An 18,330-nucleotide genomic window follows, 5' to 3' on the forward strand; every position below is an offset into this window, starting at 1 on the left:
CGCGTCGCGGCCCGCCGTCAGGTCGGTCGGTCCCCGTCCCGCTCCCGGTGGTCCGGTGGACGGCGATAAGCGCGGAGCGCGCTGAGCAGCTCGGCGGGCAACGACACCGGTTCCGCGCCTGCGGCCGTCCGCCGGAGGCAGGCGACGACCTGCGACCCGCGGGCGCAGAGGCGACCGCCGAGGCGGAAGTCGAAGTCCATGAGCACCCGGTTGCCGCCGGAGTCCCGGAGGGTCATCGCGACCTCGACCTCGTCCAGGGCGAACGCCTCCGCGTAGTACTCCATGTCGCACGACACCGTCGCCAGCACCAGCTCACCCGCGCGGACCGCCGCCAGCACGGCGGGCGCGTGGTCGGCCAGGAAGTGCTCGCGGCAGTGCCCCTGCCAGTGCAGGTAGTGCGCGAAGTAGACGTTGCCGACGACGTTCGTCTCGTCGAACGTGACCCGGTGCCGGTACAGGTACGCGGTCATCGGTTCTCGGCGACCGCGACGGCCACCGCGGCGACAGGCCGCGACGGCGACCCGGTGGCGAGCTTCGCGCTGAGCACGCGCCGACCCTCGTGGCGCAGCAGCACAAGGCCGTCGGCCATGGCCTCCTCCACGCGGACCGCATCGCCGTCGTCATGCTCCGGCAGGCCGAGCGCCCGGAGCACGGAGCGCGCCCGTGCCGCGGAGACCTCGACGTCCTCGCCGGTGCGGGCGGCGAACGACGCCGCCAGCGCCGTGGTCGGCCGACCGGCCACCGGTTCGGTGACGACCGCGACCGCCGGGTCGAGCGCGGCCAGCCGGCCGTCACCGCCTTCCCGGACGGAGCCGAGCTCGACCCGGTCGCCGACGCCGAGTTCGGACAGGCGCCTGCCCAGCCACGGACCGACCAGTGGCGCGGGCATCGGCTCGTGCCACCGCCGAGGCCCGATCACCCGCAGCCGCAGCCCTTCCCACCGGCTGACGGCCTCGCCGTCCTGGTCGATGAGGTCCACGTCGAACCAGTACTCGTCGTCCGCGTGCCGCGTCTCCACGGCGTGGATCCTCAGCAGACCCTCGGGCCGACGCCAGACCGTCACGCGATCCGCGCCCACAGGCAGCGCCTTGCGGTGCGGGAGGCACGCGAGCAGCACGTGCACGCTCGCGTCGTGCGCGCCCGGGTCGCCGAGGAGCAGGCGACCGCTGTGGAAGTCGGAGAACCACCGGGCGTGGTCGTCGGCGTTCACCCAGGCCCTGACTTCGAACGCGGTCAGGTGGTCGAACCGGACCAGCCGCTCGAACCGCCCGGAGTGGAACAGCAGTGGTCCGTAGAACGGGTGCCGCCCCTCGGTGCGCACCGGTGCCGGCGGCACGGTCACGCGTTCGGGTGGTGCCGCGGCGGTGCGCGACCTCGCCGAGAAGCGGGTGGCCCCGTACCCGTCGGCGTCGTCGCGAAGCTCCACGTCGACCCCGTCGCCGCGATCGCGCGCCAACGCGGCGACTTCCAGCGTGCGCGTCCCCCGCTCGCCGACCGCGACCGGCGCGGTCAGCGCGACCCGCTCGAACGACCACCGTCGCGGCACGCCGGTGAGCGCGGCCACCGCCTGGGCCATCGCCTCCAGACCGACCACGGCGGGCAGCACGGGCGTGCCGTCGACGCGGTGGTCGTCCAGGTAGGGGTCCGTCCCCAGGGAGAGCCCGGCGCGCAGGACGGACTCGACGCCGGGGGTGCCTGCCGATTCCTCCTCGCTGAAGCGCATCCCGCGCTCGCCACCGGCGCGGAAGACGAGCGACGGTGTGGCGGGCAGCCGACCTGACAGCATGACCGTGACCGGCGCGCCCGGATCCGCGAGCACTTCCACCAACGCCGCCGTGCCGTCGTCGGGGCTGATCGGGTCGATGCCCTGCCCGCGCAGCCGGTCGACCACGCCCAGCCGTTCGCCCATGCCGACGCCGGACCACAAGGTCCACTCGACCGAGTGGGTCCGGCAGCCGGGGTGGCGCGCGGCCCAGCGTTCGACCTCCGCGCGCATCCAGTCGTTGGCGACGCAGTACTCGGCCTGGCCCGGCATCCCCATCCGCCCGATGACCGAGCCGAAGGCGAGCACCAGGGTCGCGTGGCCGCCGATGCTCTCCAGCAGCAGGCGCAGTCCCGTGACCTTGGGCCAGACGGTCGCGCGGAGCGTGGTGTCGGAGACCGCGCCGAGCGGCCGGGGCTCGTTGACGCCGGCGCCGTGGAGCAGGCCGCGGATCGGCCCGCAGGTCGCGGCGGCCGACACGGCGGCCCGGACGTCCGCCGGATCCGTCACGTCGCACTGCACGTAGTGGACCCGGATCTGTTGGGGCAGGTGGTTGAGACCCGCCCGCACGGAGGGTGAGCCTGCCGGCGTGCGGCCGAGGAAGACCAGGGTGGCGCCGAACCGCTCGGCCAGCACGGCGGCGCAGCGCGCGGTGATGCCCGTCGTGCCACCGGTCACCAGGCACACGTCACCCGGCGCGAGCGGCGCGGTGGCGTCCTTGCCGGGACGGCGCGCCTCGGTGACCGGCCTCTCGTAGCGGCCGTCGTGACCGAGGCGCAGTTCGAGGTAGCCGCTCCGGGCGGCCAGGCCGAGGTCGAACTCGTGGTGCGACGGGCGGCTCACGACGGTGACCGCGCAGTCCGCCTTCTCGACGGCCACGCTGCGCGCCAGCGCGGCGGCGGCCGGGTGGTTGTCGTGCAGCACGACCAGGACGTCCGGCCGCTCGACCTCGATGCGCTCGATCACGGCGGCCAGCGCGCCGACCACGTGCACGACCTCGACGGCGGCGCCGAGTTCGACCACCATGCCGCGCCGCGCGGAGCCGGGTGTCGGCGTGCGCGCCGCCGTGCCGTCCGGGATCCGCAGGAGCGGTGCGTAGCGGATCCACTCCACCGGCTCGGCCGGCTGCGGTCCGTCGCCGTCGTAGCCGACCCAGTGGTGCTCGAAGGCGCGGACCCAAGGGCGCACGCCCCGCCCCTGGACCGCCCTGATGCGCTTGAGCGGCGCCGCGTCGATCATGCGGGCGATGTCGCCGATCGACGGGTGCGCCATGACCTCGTGCGGGCTGGGCGCCTGTCTGCCGACCAGGTCGGCGGCGGTCGTCACCAGGTCGAGCAACTGCAGGGAGCCGACGTGCAGGTCGGTGAGCAGCGAGCTGGTGGCCTCCATGCGGTCGGCGGGCAGTTCCAGGGTGCGGCTGAGGTGCTCCCGCAGCACGGTCAGGGCTTCTCCGCCCGACGGATCCGGCAGCCGCAGGGGCGCCTGTCCCGGCACCGCGGACGGCACGGCGGACAGCACGGCGGGCACCGTCTCACACGGGTTGGCCAGGAACACGCCGCGGTGGTCGAGGTCGAGCCGACGGTGCCCGCCTCCGAGGTACCAGGTCGCGGTGGCGGGCACGCCCGCCGCGACCAGGGAGGCGACCACGAGCGCATGACGCCGCGGGTCACCGCCGCAGTCCATGCTGACGACCGGGACCGTGATCCCCCGCTCACGCGCCAGACCGGCCGTCGTCGTCCCCGGCCCGACCTCGATCAGCAGGTCGGTGCGCGGCACGAGGTTCTCCAATGCCTCCTGGAAGCGCACCGGCTCCACGAGCTGCCGCAGGAGCAGGTCGGCGGGCCGCGCGACCCGGCCGCCGGTGACGGTGGAGAAGACCGGCTTGCGCGGCGGCGCGAAGTCCGTGCGCGCGAGCGCCGCCCCGAACGCCGGCTGGACGGGTGCCATCGCGGCGCTGTGGAAGGCGTGCGAGACCCGTAGCGGGGTCGCGAGGATGTCCTGCGCCCGCGCGCGGGCGACGACCTCCGCGATGTCCGCCGCCGGACCCGCGATCACCGTCTGCCGCGGTGAGTTCAACGCCGCGATGGTCGCGTCGGTCTCCTTGATCAGGGCCGTCACCGTGGTCGGCTCCGCGCCCAGGCCGGCCATGGTGGTGCCGGGCGCACCGTGACGCGCCATCAGCGCACCCCGCGTCGTGGCGAGCTCCAGACCTGCTTGCGGTGTGAGCGTGCCCGCCCACACCAGCGCGGCGACCTCACCGAGGCTGTGGCCCACCGCGGCAACGGGGTCGCACCCGGTGCCGGCGAGCCAGGCGAGGCCCGCGAGCGACTGCCGGACGATCGCGGGCTGGGCCGCGGCGGTGTCGACGTCGCCGTCCTCGATCCGCACGTCCGGAGGCAGATCGGGCACCGACAGCGCGGCGGCCCAGGCGGGCAGCTCCGCCCGCACCGGTGACGTCTGGCCGGGGAAGAGCAAGCCGACGCGAGCGGGCGCGCCGGCGCCGATGGCGAACCCGGCCTCCTCGTCCACCGCCATCGCGGTGACGCCTCGGGCCAGCCGCGCGCGGGCGCGGGCGGCCACCCCCGCCAGTTCCGCGGGAGTCCGGGCGACCAGCGCGCAGCGGACGGGTGCCAGGTGGGCCGCCGAACCCGCCGCCGTGGCGGCGAGGTCGTGCACCTCGATCGCGCTGAGCGCGGGCGCGTTCTCCACGAGGCGGTCGAGGGCGGCGAGGAGTTCGTCCGCCGAGTCCGCGCCGAGCGCCACCACGTCGTCGGAGGGACGCGGGCGGGACCAGGCCTTCACGTCGGCGGGCAAACCGGGGTGCGGTCCGGCGTGGCGCCCGCCCAGCACGACGTGGGTGTTGATCCCACCGAACCCCATCGCGGACACCGCCGCGTGCGGGACGAGGGTCTCCCACGGTTCCGCTTCGGTGAGCACCCGCAGCGGCACGCCGGGCCCGCGCAGCAGTTCGTGCGGCGTGGTGCAGCCGGTTGTCGGCGGGAGCACCCGGTGGTGCACCGCGAGGGCCGCTTTGATCAGACCGGCGACCCCCGCGGCTGCTTTGGTGTGACCGATGTTCGCCTTGACCGACCCCAGCACGGCGGGCGTCGCGCGGTCGGCCAGCGCCGCGCGCAGCACGGTCAGCTCCGTCACGTCGTTGAGCCGCGTCCCGGTGCCGTGCCCCTCGACCAGGTCGACGGCGCTCGGGACGATCCCGCTCAGGCGGTAGGCCCTGGTCAGCGCGCGTGCCTGCCCGGACGCCTCCGGGCGGGTCAACCCGCCCGCGCCGTCGGAGGACGTGCCCCAGCCCAGGATCTCGGCGTAGACGCGCAGGCCCGCGCGTTCCGCGTCCTGGGCGCGCATCAACGCCACCACACCGCACCCCTCGCCGGGCAGGAACCCGGTCGGCTCAGCGTCGTACACCCGCATCTCGTCCACGGCCAGGGCGCCGAGCCGCGCGAAGCCGACCAGCTCGAAGGGGTCGAGGCTGAGGTCGACCCCGCCGGCGAGGGCGAAGTCCAGCTCGCCCGACACCAGGGCACGGCACGCGGCGGCCACCGCCAGCAGGCTCGACGCGCAGGCGCCGTCGACCGTGTACCCGGTGCCGTGGAAGTCGAAGTGGTTGCAGATCCGACCGGCGATCGTGTTCGCGAGCGCGCCGGAGAGCGATTCGTCACCCGGCACCGGGAAGGGCTGCTTGACCATGCCTTCCAACGCGGTCAGCACCCCGACCGCGCCCTCGGGGTCCGTCCCAGCCGCTTCGAGCGCGGCCGCTGCCGCCCGTCGGAGGAACGGCCACCGCAACCGGAGCTGGTGGGCGCGGGTGAACTCACCGGTCAGCGTGTTGCCGAGCACCACGCCCGCCTGCTCCCGGTCGAGGCCCTCGGCGTCGGGGAAGCCCGCGTCGGCGAGTGCTTCCGCGGCGACCTGCAGGGCGAGCCAGTGCGTCTGGTCGGTGGCGCGGTACAGCGGTCCCGGCACGCCGAAGCGACGCCGGTCGAACTCCCAGTCGCGCAGCAGACCGGCGTGCGCGACGTACGTGCGGTCGGGCTCGTCCCGCGACCCGATGTAGTCCGACGACAGCCTGCTCTCCGGGATGCTCCGGAACGCGCGGCGCCGGCCGAGCACCGTCTCCCACAGCTGCTCCGGGCCGTCCGCGTCGGGGTAGCGACACGCCATGCCCACGATCGCGATGCGCGGTCCGCCCATCACGCCACCGCCGCCGTCGCCGGGGAGGTACCCGACGGGACCTGCTCGCGTGCGGGCGCCAGCCGCGCCGCCAGGATCACCCCGGCACGCAGCACGCACGTGATTACCAGGGCGAAGAACAGGCCGAACACGACACCGGACACCACGAGCAAGCCGTACACGGCCGCGGCGGTGACCCCGAAGACCACTTGGGCGCGCGTGGCCACCGGTGTCGTGCCGGGGTCGGTGATCATGTAGTTGGTGAACAGGATGAACGCGACACCGGTGATCGGCACCAACGCGCCGACGAGCTGGTGGTCCAGCACCAACCAGCGCACCACCGCCTGGGCGGCGAAGCCGAGCACCCAGCCGAGGATCAGCGGCACCTTCCCGGTCAGCTTCGCGTTGAGCATCGTGCCGAGCACCAGGATGCCGAACGGGATCGCCCAGTCGAGGGCGCCGCCGACGTTGGCCGTGAACTGGTAGGGCGGCGCGATTCCGACCCAGGGGAAGAGCAGCAGGGTGACGACGATGCCGGTGTTCGAGGGGTTGAGCACGTGGCGCAGCCGGCCGCGGACGTCGAGGCGCACGAGGTACTTGCTCGCGTTGGCCACGGTGACCGCGAACAGGTAGGGCCACAGCGAGGCGTTGCCCCAGAGCAGCATCGCGCACGCCAGCGCGGCGATGTGCGCGGGGAGCAGGAACATGACGAGCGCACGCGTGCCGCCCAGGTACTGCGGAGCGCGGCCGCGGACCCACGCGTCGAGGGTCTCGAACAGCATCGCCGCCGCGTAGCTCACCAGGACGGTGGCGATGGGCGTGATCGGCGACTGCTCGAACCCGAGGAGGAGGTGACCGGCGACGTTGAACACGGTGATCGACAGGGCGAACCTGAGCAGGGCCTTCTCGCGCCGGACCTCCGGCGTCACCGGGGTGGGCCCGGAACCTGCCCGCCGCGTTCCGGCGACGGGTTGGGCCTCGGCCGGAGCTGTCGTCGTCATCTCAGTGCCACCGTTCCGTCGCCGTGGAGGACCGCGGTCCAGCGGCCGGGCGCCACGTCGACCCGGGCTTCGTGCAGCCCGGAGGCGTCGCGCCAGGTCACGGTGACCGGGGCCGGGGTGTGGTCTGGCAGGGACAGCGGGACCTCGGCGGCCGAGACCCCCGCGTGCCCGTTCGCCGGGTAGAGCTGCGCCCGCTGGGGGTGATCGGGGTGGTGCAGCTCGACCTGCACGCCGAGCGCTTGGACCTCGGGTCCTCCGGGTGTGGTGGCGGCGCGCACGAAACGCAGATTCGCCCCGGTGCCGGCGGTGCTCCGGTTGCGCAGCAGCACCGAGTCCTCCCACTGGTTGGCGACCACGACGTCGAGGGTGCCGTTGCCGTCGACGTCTGCCAGCGCCAAGCCGCGGCTGTTGTCGGGCTCGGCGATGCCGATGGCCGGCGCGAGGTCGGTGTAGACGCCGTCGCGCCCCTTGACCCAGAACGGGTTCGACTCGTGACCCGACACGTCGTCGCCCGGCCCGAACGCCGGCCACGCCCAGGGGTGGCGCACCAGTTCGTCGTTGCCCATCGCCAACTCCTGGAGCAACGGCCACCGGTCGACCTCCCCCTTGAGGAAGCCGTTGGCCTGGAGGATCTCCTCGACGCCGTCGTTGTCGAAGTCGCCCGTCTTGACGTCCCAGCACCACCCCGACCTGGCCAACCCGAGCCGTTCGCTCTGCTCCCGGTACGGCAAGGCGCCGTCCAGCAGGTCCCGCGGGTCGCCGTCCGGGACGAACGCGAAGTTGCTCTCGTGCAGGGCGTACGGGGTGGTGATGTTGCTGACCACGATCGTCGGGAGTCGGCTGCCGCGGTCGTAGGTGAACGCCACGCCCATGCCCTTGAACGAGTCGTGGCCCAGCACCTCGGACTTCGGCGTCGTGAGGTCCCGGTCGCCGGTCACCTCGGTGAACCGCACGCGGCCGATCTCCGAGGTGTTGACCATGAGCTGGTCGGGCCCGAAGTCGTTGGCCTGGTAGAGCTCCGGCAGACCGTCGCCGGTGAGGTCCTGCAACCCGATCGAGAGGGTCCACGACGTCGCCGCGGTCTCGGACAGGGCGTTGCCCGCGTCCACCAGGTCCGGCACCACGTCCGGACCGCGCGGCGTGGTGAGCAGGATCCGGTTGACCCCGCCGTTGCGGGCGCGGGACATCGAGTCCTGCATCGCCACCCGCTCGTCGTCGGCCGCGGCCGGGTCGAGCACCTTGGCGCCGTCGGGGAAGTAGTTGCCGACCAGCACGTCCAAGTGGCCGTCGCCGTCGATGTCGCCGACGTTGGCGGTGGTCGAGTTCCACACTTCCATCGGGTGCAGCAGTTCCCGCGCGCGGAACGTGCCGGGGCGCGGCACGGCGGTGGGCGAAGCGGTGTTCACGAACAACAGCGGCGACCGGCCCCAGTAGTAGACGAGCAGGTCGAGGTCCCCGTCCTCGTCCAGGTCGGCGGGCACGCAGCCCATCGGCGCCATGGTGGCGTCGTAGGCGACGCCCGTCGGCGACAACCGGACGGGCTCGTACGGTTCCGCGTCGCGCGGCACCGGCCGCACCGTGACGGAGTCGTCCCGGGGGTCGACCAGGCACAGGTCGCCGGGCCGCCCGAGACCTCGCAGGTCGGTGGCCGCCACGGCGGCGCCGACGGCCGAGATCCAGCTGCGGATGCCGCGCAGCCCGGGTGCCACCGGCCGTTCCCGGTTCGCGCCGGGAGGCGCGGTGTTCACCGGCTCGGCGGTGAACGAGAAGGTGGCCGCGAGGGCGTCCACCTCGGCCTGGCTCGGGCTCGGGCGCACCGCCAGCACCCCGAACGCGGCACAGGAACCCAACATGACGGCGGCGGCGACAGCCCCGCGAACGGCCTTGGGCATGGAACGCACGACCCCTTCTCTAATTGGGCGTGACCGGGGCGGCGAGCGCGCGGACGCGGGCTCGCCACCGGAGGTAGGCGTGGACGTGCCGGGAGTCGGTCAAGCCCTCCGCCGCGGCGTCGGTCCACGCCGCGGCCTGCTCGGGGTGGACGCCGAGGATCTGGGCGCAGGCCGCACGGGTGTGCTCCGGCACGATCCCGGAGCGCACCCTGGCGCCGGCCGCGAAGGCGACTCCCTGCGCCAGGTGCGGCCGGTGCGTCCCGGACGCGCGGACCAGCTCCGCCCGCCCGGCTTCGTCCGTCGCGCCCGCGTAGGCGCAGGCCAGGCCGATCCCGCTCCACAGCGACGGGTGGGCGGCCGGTGGCAGGGTGGACACCCGTCGGGCGACGCCCGCGACGTCGGCCGACTCCAGGAACCACACGGCGCGCCCGCAACCGGCGACCTTGGCCTCCGCGGCCGGAGTCGTGGCGGCGCGGCACTGCCGGGCGAGCGCCCGCGCGCCACCGAAGAACGCTGCCGCGAACCCGGCGCCGTCCAACGCCAACCACCGCAGCAGCGGGGTGCGCGGCAGCGGGATCGGTGCGGGCAGGCGCGCGGCGGCGAACGGCCAGCCGGCGCCGACGTGCACCAGGTGCGCGTACCGGTGGCCGGGGCCGGACAGCAGGCGCTCCACCGCGCGAGCCCGGCCCGCCGTCGCCAGGTCCGCGATGCGCGCGAACATCCCGGCGCCCTCGTAGGCGAAGCCGCGTTCTTCGTCGGCGAGCCGGTCGAGCGCGGCGTGCGGCGCACGCCACTCGCCCACCGCGGTGTTGAAACCGGTCAGGAAGCTGCGCGCGTGGCCCTCCAGGGCTTCCCGGGCCACCGGCCGGTCGGTCCGGAATCCCCGGCGACCGAAGTCGGCCGTCGAGAGCGGCAGCCGCGGCGCGCGGAAGGCCCGCCGGACCGCAGCCCTCACGGGTAAGGCAACAGGCTCTTCCACGACTCCCCCAGTCGACCCCACGCACATCATTTCACTACTGGAAACAAGACTTTTGGAGCTGACCTGCGAACTAGGTGTCTAGCACCGTAATCCATGGATAACAAGATGTCTGAAACGGCCTTCACTCGATGGGACCACGCCCCACATGCGAAGATCTCTCTCCTGACCTGCACGTTTCCCACCTCCACAGAGACGCTCAGCCGTCCGGAGCCCTAAAGACCGACAGGCAGACACCCGTTGAGCGCAACAAGAACTACGCCAGATGGCCAGCGGCGAAGAGATTGCCTGCACGGAAAACTATCTTTAGTGTTAGCGACCTACGTCAGGAGGCTTCATGGCACGCATGTCGCGCTCGCGCCGGCTCAGCCTGTCCGTCGTCGTGTTGACGCTCGCGTCGACGTTCGCGGCGCCCGCCGCCGGCGCGGTGGCATCCCCCGGAGGCGTCGCCTTCACCGAGCTCGCCTTACCCGGCACCGCCATGTCCAACTACCGCCGGATACCGTCACCCGAGCACGCGGTGCGGGTGGCCAACCGCCAGCGGCCCTCGGTCAAGTTCGCCGACTTCGCCACCGAGCCCGTCTTCAGCCACGGCATCCCCGGCATCGTGATGCTCGACTACGACAACGACGGCGATCTCGACTTCTACGTCACCAACGGGCCCGGCCGGGCGAACAGCCTCTACCAGAACCAGCTCCGGCAAACGGGCGCCGTAAGCTTCGTGGACTTCGCACCGTGGACGGGCACCTCACTGACCGGCCACGACTCCAACGGCGCCTGCGCGGGCGACATCGACAACAACGGACACACCGACCTCTACGTCCTCGGTCGCAACGAGGGCAACCGCCTGCTCCTCAACCGGGGCAACGGCACGTTCGGCGACGTCACGGCCGCCGCGGGCGACGCCGCCGCCGGCGCCCTGAGCCACGCGAGCTGCACGATGGGCGACATCAACGGCGACAGCCTGCTGGACATCGCGATCGCCAACTCCTTCGACATGAAGCACGCGCTGGCGATCTTCGCCGCCCCTTACGCGTACAACCAGCCCAACCAGCTCCTGCGCAACGTCGACGGCCTGCGGTTCACGGACGTGAGCAACACCTCGGGCTTCGGGCACGTCGAGGTGCGGGACGTGCCACCGGGCGTGACCGGGCCGTTCAACGACATCACCTGGGCCGTCGCCGCCGTGGACTACGACCAGGACGGCGACGCCGATCTGATGACGGCGGGCGACCAGGCCGCCTACCGGATCACCAAGCACGGCGGGCACGACCGCGGCTTCATCCGGCTGTGGAAGAACGACGGCGACGGGTACTTCGACGAGGTCACCTTCGACGTCGGCCTCGGCGAGCCCGGCCTGTGGATGGGCCTGTCGTTCGCCGACTTCAACGCCGACGGCAACCTCGACGTGTTCGGCACCAACGGCGGCGACTACGTGATGGTGCCCCTGCCGCAGATGCCCAGGCAGCTGGGCGACCCGTCGAGCCGCTGGTTCCTCCAGCGACCGAACGGCACGTTCGCCGACCCGCGGCGCTCGTCGCTGCACCTGCCCGCCGTCACCGGCGCCGACCCCGACCTCGGCGGCCTCAACGCCACGCCGTGGGGCTGGAGCACCTCGGCGTTCGACTACGACAACGACGGTTCGACCGACGTGCTCTACCACGGCGCGCTGGACGGCCTGGGCAACGTCACGGCCGACAACGCGGGCGCGTTGCTGCGCAACAAGGGGCCGCAGGTGGGCGCCGGCGCGTTCTACCCGTCCTTCGAGTACGACGACGTCTTCACCCGCGGCACGAAGGACCACCGCCGGCGCACGGTGATCGGCATGGCCACCGGCGACCTCGACCAGAACGGCTTCGTCGACGTCGTGAGCGTCGCCCAGTCGGTCAAGGAGGGCAGACTGGTCAACATCGACGACGTGGTGCCGTTCGACTTCCAGTCGCCGTTCGACCGCGACGCCGCCATCCTCCAGATCTTCCGGCCGGTCGCCGGTGACCCGTCGACCCTGGTGCCGACCGGCAGCACGACCGTCGAGGGCGACCTGTCCGTCGAGGTCAACAGCGGCGGGAACGGGAACAAGTCGGTCACCGTGCGCGCCGTGGGCAGCGTCGGGCTCACGGCCGGCGCGAGGGTCAACCGCGACGGCATCGGAGCGGTCGTCAAGTTCACCCCGACGGATGGTCCCAGCGCGCTGCGCCCCGTGCTCGGCGGCGCCGGCTTCGCCTCGCAGGACGCGTTCGAGGGCACGTTCGGCACGGGTCGGTCGAGCGCCGGCGTGGTGGAGGTGCTGTGGCCGGGCGGTGTCCGCAACCGGCTCTACAACGTCCGGGCCGGTGAGCGGATCACGGTGCCGGAGATCCCGTGCAGCTTCACGACCACGACGATGACGGGCGCGCAGTACCGGACCTGCGTCGACAACGCGGTCAACGCCCTGGTCGCGGCCGGGCGGATCGCGGCGGCGGACGCGACCCGGTTCATCAACAGCGCCCGCCGGGCGTACAGCGAGTCCAGGTAGCCCGACCCGCGCCGGCGCCGTCACCCGCGTTCACCCGCTCGGTGACGGCATCGGCGCGTGCGGTGACCAACCGACCGGCTTGGGGCAGAATCCTCAGGTGCACGACGTCGTGCGGACAGCCGCCCGCCCGGTGGGACCGGAACCGACTCAGGAGTCACGTCATGCGGTACATGCTCTTGTTCTACGGTTGTGATCGCCCCGAGCCGGGTGATCCACGTTTCGAGGGCGCGTTGACCAGGGCGAACGCGTTCACCGACGAGTGCCGCAAGCGTGGTGCGTTCGTGGCCGCCGGACCGCTCAAGCCGGTGCACACGGCCACGACCGTCCGGGTCCGCGACGGCCGCACGCTGATGACCGACGGGCCCTTCGCCGAGACCTACGAGCAGCTCGGCGGCTTCTGCATCCTCGACTGCCCCGGCCTCGACGAGGCGCTCGAACTGGCCGCGCTGTGCCCCATGGCGTACGACGGTTCGGTGGAGGTCCGGCCGATGGACGACATCCCCGGCTGGAACGCGCCGCAGTTCGCCGCGCGATCGGTGGCCGTCTCGGAATGACCGACCGCTCACCCGCGACCGTCGTCGAGCGGGTGTACCGGGAGCACCGGGGTCGGATGCTCGCCGCGCTGGTACGGGCCGTGGGCGACTTCGAGCTGGTCGAGGACGCGCTGCAGGACGCGTTCGCCATGGCCCTGCGCCGGTGGGTGCCGACCGCGGTGCCGGACGACCCGGTCGCGTGGCTGTTGACGGTTGCCCGGAACCGGGCGGTCGACCGCATCCGGCGCGCGCACAACTCGCGGGCCAGGCAGGCGCTGGCCGCCCTGGACGACCCCGTTCCGGGCGCGGTGACCACCATGGCCGAGCACGGCGAGGACCGACTGGTCAGCGTCGGTGACGACCAGCTGAGCCTGATCTTCACCTGCTGCCACCCGGCGCTGTCGATGGACGCGCGCGTGGCGTTGACGCTCCAGGCGGTCGCCGGCATGACCGCCGCCGAGATCGCCAAGGTGTTCCTCGTCGCCGAGCCGACCATGGCGCAACGGCTCGTGCGGGCCAAGCGGAAGATCCGCGACGCCGGCATCAACTTCGAGGTGCCGCCCGACCACCGGCTGCCCGAACGCCTGGCCGCGGTCCTGGCCGTGATCTACCTGATCTTCACCCAGGGCTACACCGCTCCCCTGGGCGCACCGCGGCACGACCAGCTCCGCGCCGAGGCGCTGCGGCTGGGCAAGCTGGTCGCCACCCTCATGCCGGACGAGCCCGAAGCGTTGGGCCTGGTGGCGTTGATGCTGCTCACCGACGCCCGGCGGGAGACCCGGTACACCACGACCGGCGACATCGTCCTGCTCGAGGACCAGGACCGGACCAGGTGGGACCGGGCGCAGATCGCCGAGGGCATCGGCCTGCTGCGCCGAGCGGCCCGGATGGACGTGCCGGGCCCCTACCAGCTACAGGCCGCCATCGCGGGCGAGCACGCGAGATCGCCCACAGGCGAGGCGACCGACTGGCAGGTGATCACCGAGCTGTACGGGGAGCTGCTCGACGTCACGCCGTCACCCGTCGTGGCCCTCAACCACGCCGTCGCGGTGGCGATGAGGGACGGCGCCGAAGCCGGCCTGGCCCTGGTGGACCGCATCGAGGGCCTGGACGGCTACCACCTGATGCACGCGGCCAGGGCGGACCTGCTCCGCAGGCTCGGCCGGACCGACCAGGCGGCGCAGGCCTACCTGCGCGCCCACGACCTGGCCACGAACCCGGCCGACCGGCGCTTCCTCACCAAGCGGCTCGCGGAGCTGGCGGAGGCCACCGACCGGTAGTCCACAAGTCGCGGAAAATTTCTCCGCACCCGGTGTCGAGTTCCGCCGTCGCCGTTCGTCCTTGTGACGTCCACACGACTCGCGGAAGGACCACCCATGTCGGGAGAGATCAACTGGTTCGAGCTGCCCTCCGAGGACACGGCCAGGGCACGCGTGTTCTACGGCAAGCTCTTCGGTTGGCAGACCGGCGAATGCGACGACCTGGACGACTACCACATCATCGAGAACGGCGCCCCTGGCGCCATCGTGCCGAAGACCGACGAGCTCACCGGGCCACGCGTGTACTTCGCCACCGATGACATCGCGTCCTCCGTCGCGGCGGTCCGCGACCTGGGCGGCACGGCCGACGACGTCGTGTTCGTCACCGGAGTGGGTCAGATCGCCCACTGCCGCGACGACCAGGGCAGCCCGTTCAGCTTCTACCAACCGGCTCGGCCCGCCTGATCGACCACGCCGCGGCGCGGGCACCGACCGCCTCGGCGCATGACGCGACCACGAGAAAGTGAAATCCACCATGGCAGCAACCGGCACCACCACCGGCGCCAGTCCGGCGTTGCAGCGCTGGACCCTGATCCTCGGTTCCCTCTCCTCCTTCCTGGTGGGGCTCGACGCCTTGGTCGTGACCACCGCGCTCCCCACATTGCACCTGCAGTTCGGCACCGGCATCGAAGGGCTCGGCTGGACGGTCAACGCCTACGAGCTCGCGTTCGCGGCGTCCATCCTCACCGGGTCGACGCTCGGTGACCGCTTCGGGCGGCGCAAGCTGTTCGTCGTGGGCATCGCGGTGTTCACCATCGCGTCCGCCGCGTGCGCGCTCAGCACCAACGTGGAGTTCCTGATCTTCGCCCGGGTCGTGCAGGGCATCGGCGGCGGTATCGCCGTCCCCCTGGCGCTGGCGCTGATCACCGACGTCACCCCGCCGCAATCGCGGGGCAAGGCGCTGGGCATCTGGGGCGCCTTCACCGGGCTGGCCGTCGCCGCGGGCCCGCTCGTCGGCGGCGCCATCGTGGAGGGTCTGGCCTGGCAGTGGATCTTCTGGCTGAACGTGCCGGTCGGTGTCGCCATCATCGCCCTGACGTCGGCCAAGGTCGCCGAGAGCGCGCGGTTCAAGGCCACGGCCGACCCCATCGGCCTGCTCTTGGCGACGCTCGGCATCTTCGGTGTCGCCGCGGGCCTGATCAGGGGCAACTCCGCCGGCTGGACCTCGCTGTGGGTCCTGGTCGGGCTGATCGGTGGTGTGGTGGCCCTGGTGCTCTTCGTCGTCTACGAGCACCGCGCACCGAACGCGATGATGCCCATGCGGATGTTCGCGAACCGCAGCTTCACCGCCGGGTGCGTGGCCGGTTTCATCCTGATGGCCGGCATCTTCGCGCTCGGCTTCCTCACCGCCCAGTACCTCCAGCTCGCGCTGGGCAAGACGCCTCTCAACGTCGGTCTCGGCCTGCTCCCGGCGACCGGTGTGGCGCTGTTCATCGCACCCGTGACCGGACGCTTGGCCGACCGGATCGGCGAACGGCCGCTGATCATGCTCGGCCTCGGGCTCCAGGCGGCCGGTCTGCTGCTCATCGGCCTGCTCGTCACCGACACCAGCGGGTACGGCACGATCATCGGCCCGCTGTTCGTCACCGGCTTCGGGATCGCCATCGCGTTCCCGACCGTGACGACGGCCGTGATGCGGTCGGTCGGACCGGCGGAGGTGGGCATCGCCTCGGGCACCAGCAACACGTTCCGGCAGGTCGGCGCGGTGTTCGGGGTGGCGATCGCGACCGCGGTCTTCGCCGGCAACGGCAGCTACCGCACGCCGGCGGAGTTCGTGTCCGGCTTGAGCCCGGCGTTCATCGTCCTCGCCGTGCTGTGCGCCCTCGGCGTGGGTGTCGGCGCGCTGGTCCGGCGCACCGCGACCACCACCGCCGCGGACGTGCCGGCCGCCGTGGTGCCGCGGACGACCTCTTGACCGACCCGCGCCGGGTGCGCCGGATCAGGATCCTTCGCGAGCCTGGTCCGGCGCACCCGGCGCGGACCCGCCGTGGTCGCGGCGGCGTCCGGGGAGGAACGCGGTGCTGATCACGGCGACGGCCGCCAGCACGCCGAGCACGGCCAACGCGGACCGCTCGGCCGTCACGAACCCGGCCAGGTCGCGCCCGGTGAGTGACGTCGCCGGCTGGAGCAGCGCTCCCACGACGGCGACGCCGAGCGCTCCCGCGACCTGTCTGCTCGTGGTCAGCACACCCGACCCGGTGTTGACCAAGGCCTTCGGCAGGTGGCCGACGACCTCGGCGCTGATCGGTCCCATCAGCAGTCCCACCCCGACCCCGACGGCGGCGAGCGGCGCGAACAGCGACGCGGTGCCGACCGCCGACGAGACGAGGGCGAGCCAGGCCAGTCCGCCGCCCATCACGAGGAAGCCGAGCACGATGACCGGACGCCCGCGCCACCGATCGGTGGCGTGCCCGGCGAACGGTGATACCACCCCGGCGGCCACCGCCATGGGCAGCAGGACGATCCCGGTCTGGAAGGCGTTGCCGCCCAAGGCGGTCTGCACCTTGAGCGTCACGACCAGCATGACGCCGAACATCAGCACGAACTGCAGCACGCCGAGCCAGAGGGCGACCGAGAACCCGCGTGTGCCGAACAGCCCCAGCGGCACCAAGGGCTCCGCCGCGCGCCGCTCCCACAGCAGGAAAGCCGCGAGCAGCGCGGCGCCGACCCCGAAGATCGCCGGGACCGCGCCGCTCCCGAGGTCCTGCCGGGCACCGGCGATGAAGCCGTACACCACGGCGCCCAGGCCGGCGATCACCAGCAGCACGCCGACCACGTCCAGCTCGTGCGCCCGCTTCGGTTCCCGGCTCGCCGGCGCCCAGGCGACGGCGGCGATCGCCAGCGCGCACCCCGGGACGTTCGCGAGGAACACCCAGCGCCAGCCGGCGAAGGACACGACGATCCCACCGAGCACCGGCCCGACGACGGCCGCCAGCGCCATCGAGGCGCTGACCAACCCGAACGCCAGACCGCGGCGGTGCTCGGGGACCGAGGTCGCCAGGATCCCGAGGGTCTGCGGGATCAGCAGCGCGCCCCCGATCGCCTGGACGACGCGTCCCGCGACCAGGACCGGCAGCGACCACGCCGATCCGCACAGGACCGATCCGGCCAGGAACAGCACCAGGCCGGTCACGAGCAGCGCGCGGCGGCCGAACATGTCGCCCAGCCGGGCTCCCGGCAGCAGCAGCACGCCGTACACCAGCGTGAAGGCGTTGGCCACCCACAGCACGCCGTCCAGGCCGACGCCCAGGTCCTCCATGAGGTTCGGCAGCATCACCTGGGCGACGGTCGAATCGACCATGACCACGAACGACGCGATGCCGAGGGCGAACACGGTGGCTGCGGCTCCGCGTGACGACCGGGTGGCGACCGATGAAGCCTCGTGCGACATGACCACCGCCAAGCACTCGACTCACTCAGGCAGCTCACTATATCTGTCAGTAGTGGCATCCGGCTACCCGCTGGGATCGCCGTGATGGAGCGCCGAGGCTTCGGGAGGTCGCCGCCGCGGTGGCGACCTGACCGGAACCGGGCACCGAACCGATGGCCGACGTGCGGCCGTCGGCTCGTCGGCGCGCGCGTTCCCGACCGAAGTCGCGTTAGGACAGACCACTTCGGACATGAAGAACCCCGCGTCCGGACGGTGCGGTGCACCTGCCCGAGCGCGGGGTTGCCCGATGTCAGCCCTGCAGGCCCGGCCGGTCCCAGAGGCCGATCTCGTTGCCGTGCGGGTCGGTGAAGACGGCGAAGCTGCCGAAGTCGTCGGAGATCTTCATCGGGGGCATGACTGTCTTGCCCCCCAAGCCTTCCGCCTTCTTCAGCGCGGCGTCGAGGTCCTCGACGTGGAAGTAGACCCGCACTCCGGAGTGACTCTGCGCGGGCCCGATGCCGCCGCCGACCGCGCCTTCCGAGCCGGTGTCGACCAGGCCGTAGCCGCCCATCTCCGGCATGACGTTGACCTGCCAGTCGAACATGTCGCGGTAGAAGTCCTGCAACTTGGCGGCGTCATCCGAGGTGGTGATCTCGAAGTAGGCCAACGGTTTCCCCACGAAATTCCCCTTCCAGGTGTCAGTGGACACCGCATCCTATTGAAGAAAACCCTGTGACACCTGGCCGACACGGGTTCGCGCACAGGGTTCACCCG

The 18,330-nt window shown here is 72.4% G+C and carries 12 protein-coding genes; 5 read left to right on the forward strand and 7 right to left on the reverse strand.

From position 1 onward, the window contains the following. Positions 1-17: 17 nt before the first annotated feature. The 5 genes from ADK67_RS02900 to ADK67_RS02920 are packed head-to-tail and all read right to left on the reverse strand — an operon-like array spanning position 18 to position 9,798. The gene (locus ADK67_RS02900) at positions 18-470 is read right to left on the reverse strand and encodes an acyl-CoA thioesterase (RefSeq protein ID WP_053714795.1); all 453 of its coding nucleotides are present in this window, start codon (positions 468-470) and stop codon (positions 18-20) included. Continuing rightward, positions 467-5,971: a type I polyketide synthase gene (locus ADK67_RS02905; RefSeq protein ID WP_053714796.1), complete on the reverse strand. Its 5,505-nt coding sequence runs from the start codon at positions 5,969-5,971 to the stop codon at positions 467-469. The genes ADK67_RS02900 and ADK67_RS02905 overlap by 4 nt, the downstream gene beginning before the upstream one ends. Next, positions 5,971-6,951 (reverse strand): enediyne biosynthesis protein UnbU, encoded by a 981-nt coding sequence (locus ADK67_RS02910; protein WP_197289245.1) that lies wholly within the window; start codon positions 6,949-6,951, stop codon positions 5,971-5,973. Before ADK67_RS02910 ends, ADK67_RS02905 begins: the two co-directional genes overlap by 1 nt. After that, the gene (locus ADK67_RS02915; protein WP_053714798.1) at positions 6,948-8,843 is read right to left on the reverse strand and encodes an FG-GAP repeat domain-containing protein; all 1,896 of its coding nucleotides are present in this window, start codon (positions 8,841-8,843) and stop codon (positions 6,948-6,950) included. Before ADK67_RS02915 ends, ADK67_RS02910 begins: the two co-directional genes overlap by 4 nt. A gap of 19 nt (positions 8,844-8,862) precedes the next feature. After that, positions 8,863-9,798, reverse strand: a complete 936-nt coding sequence (locus ADK67_RS02920) for a DUF1702 family protein (RefSeq protein WP_053714799.1) — start codon at positions 9,796-9,798, stop codon at positions 8,863-8,865. Between the two features lie 358 nt (positions 9,799-10,156). Between ADK67_RS02920 and ADK67_RS02925 the strand changes: the two genes are divergently transcribed. From ADK67_RS02925 to ADK67_RS02945, 5 genes are all read left to right on the forward strand, one after another. Further along, on the forward strand, positions 10,157-12,334 hold the full coding sequence (locus ADK67_RS02925) for a CRTAC1 family protein (RefSeq protein WP_082403167.1): 2,178 nt from the start codon (positions 10,157-10,159) through the stop codon (positions 12,332-12,334). Positions 12,335-12,495: 161 nt separating this feature from the next. Further along, positions 12,496-12,888 carry a YciI family protein gene (locus ADK67_RS02930; RefSeq protein WP_053714801.1) on the forward strand — a complete coding sequence of 131 codons (393 nt, stop codon included), beginning with the start codon at positions 12,496-12,498 and terminating at the stop codon, positions 12,886-12,888. Then, positions 12,885-14,147, forward strand: a complete 1,263-nt coding sequence (locus tag ADK67_RS02935) for an RNA polymerase sigma factor (protein ID WP_053714802.1) — start codon at positions 12,885-12,887, stop codon at positions 14,145-14,147. The genes ADK67_RS02930 and ADK67_RS02935 overlap by 4 nt, the downstream gene beginning before the upstream one ends. A 96-nt stretch (positions 14,148-14,243) precedes the next feature. Then, positions 14,244-14,591: a VOC family protein gene (locus ADK67_RS02940; protein WP_053714803.1), complete on the forward strand. Its 348-nt coding sequence runs from the start codon at positions 14,244-14,246 to the stop codon at positions 14,589-14,591. Between the two features lie 70 nt (positions 14,592-14,661). Then, positions 14,662-16,101 (forward strand): DHA2 family efflux MFS transporter permease subunit, encoded by a 1,440-nt coding sequence (locus ADK67_RS02945; RefSeq protein WP_053714804.1) that lies wholly within the window; start codon positions 14,662-14,664, stop codon positions 16,099-16,101. A 24-nt stretch (positions 16,102-16,125) separates the two neighbouring features. Here the strand turns inward: ADK67_RS02945 and ADK67_RS02950 are convergent, their stop codons facing one another. Beyond that, positions 16,126-17,577, reverse strand: a complete 1,452-nt coding sequence (locus ADK67_RS02950; protein WP_157619862.1) for a DHA2 family efflux MFS transporter permease subunit — start codon at positions 17,575-17,577, stop codon at positions 16,126-16,128. A gap of 289 nt (positions 17,578-17,866) precedes the next feature. After that, on the reverse strand, positions 17,867-18,235 hold the full coding sequence (locus ADK67_RS02955; RefSeq protein WP_053714806.1) for a VOC family protein: 369 nt from the start codon (positions 18,233-18,235) through the stop codon (positions 17,867-17,869). Positions 18,236-18,330 lie beyond the last annotated feature (95 nt).

The organism is Saccharothrix sp. NRRL B-16348 (assembly GCF_001280085.1).
GTDB lineage: Bacteria > Actinomycetota > Actinomycetes > Mycobacteriales > Pseudonocardiaceae > Actinosynnema.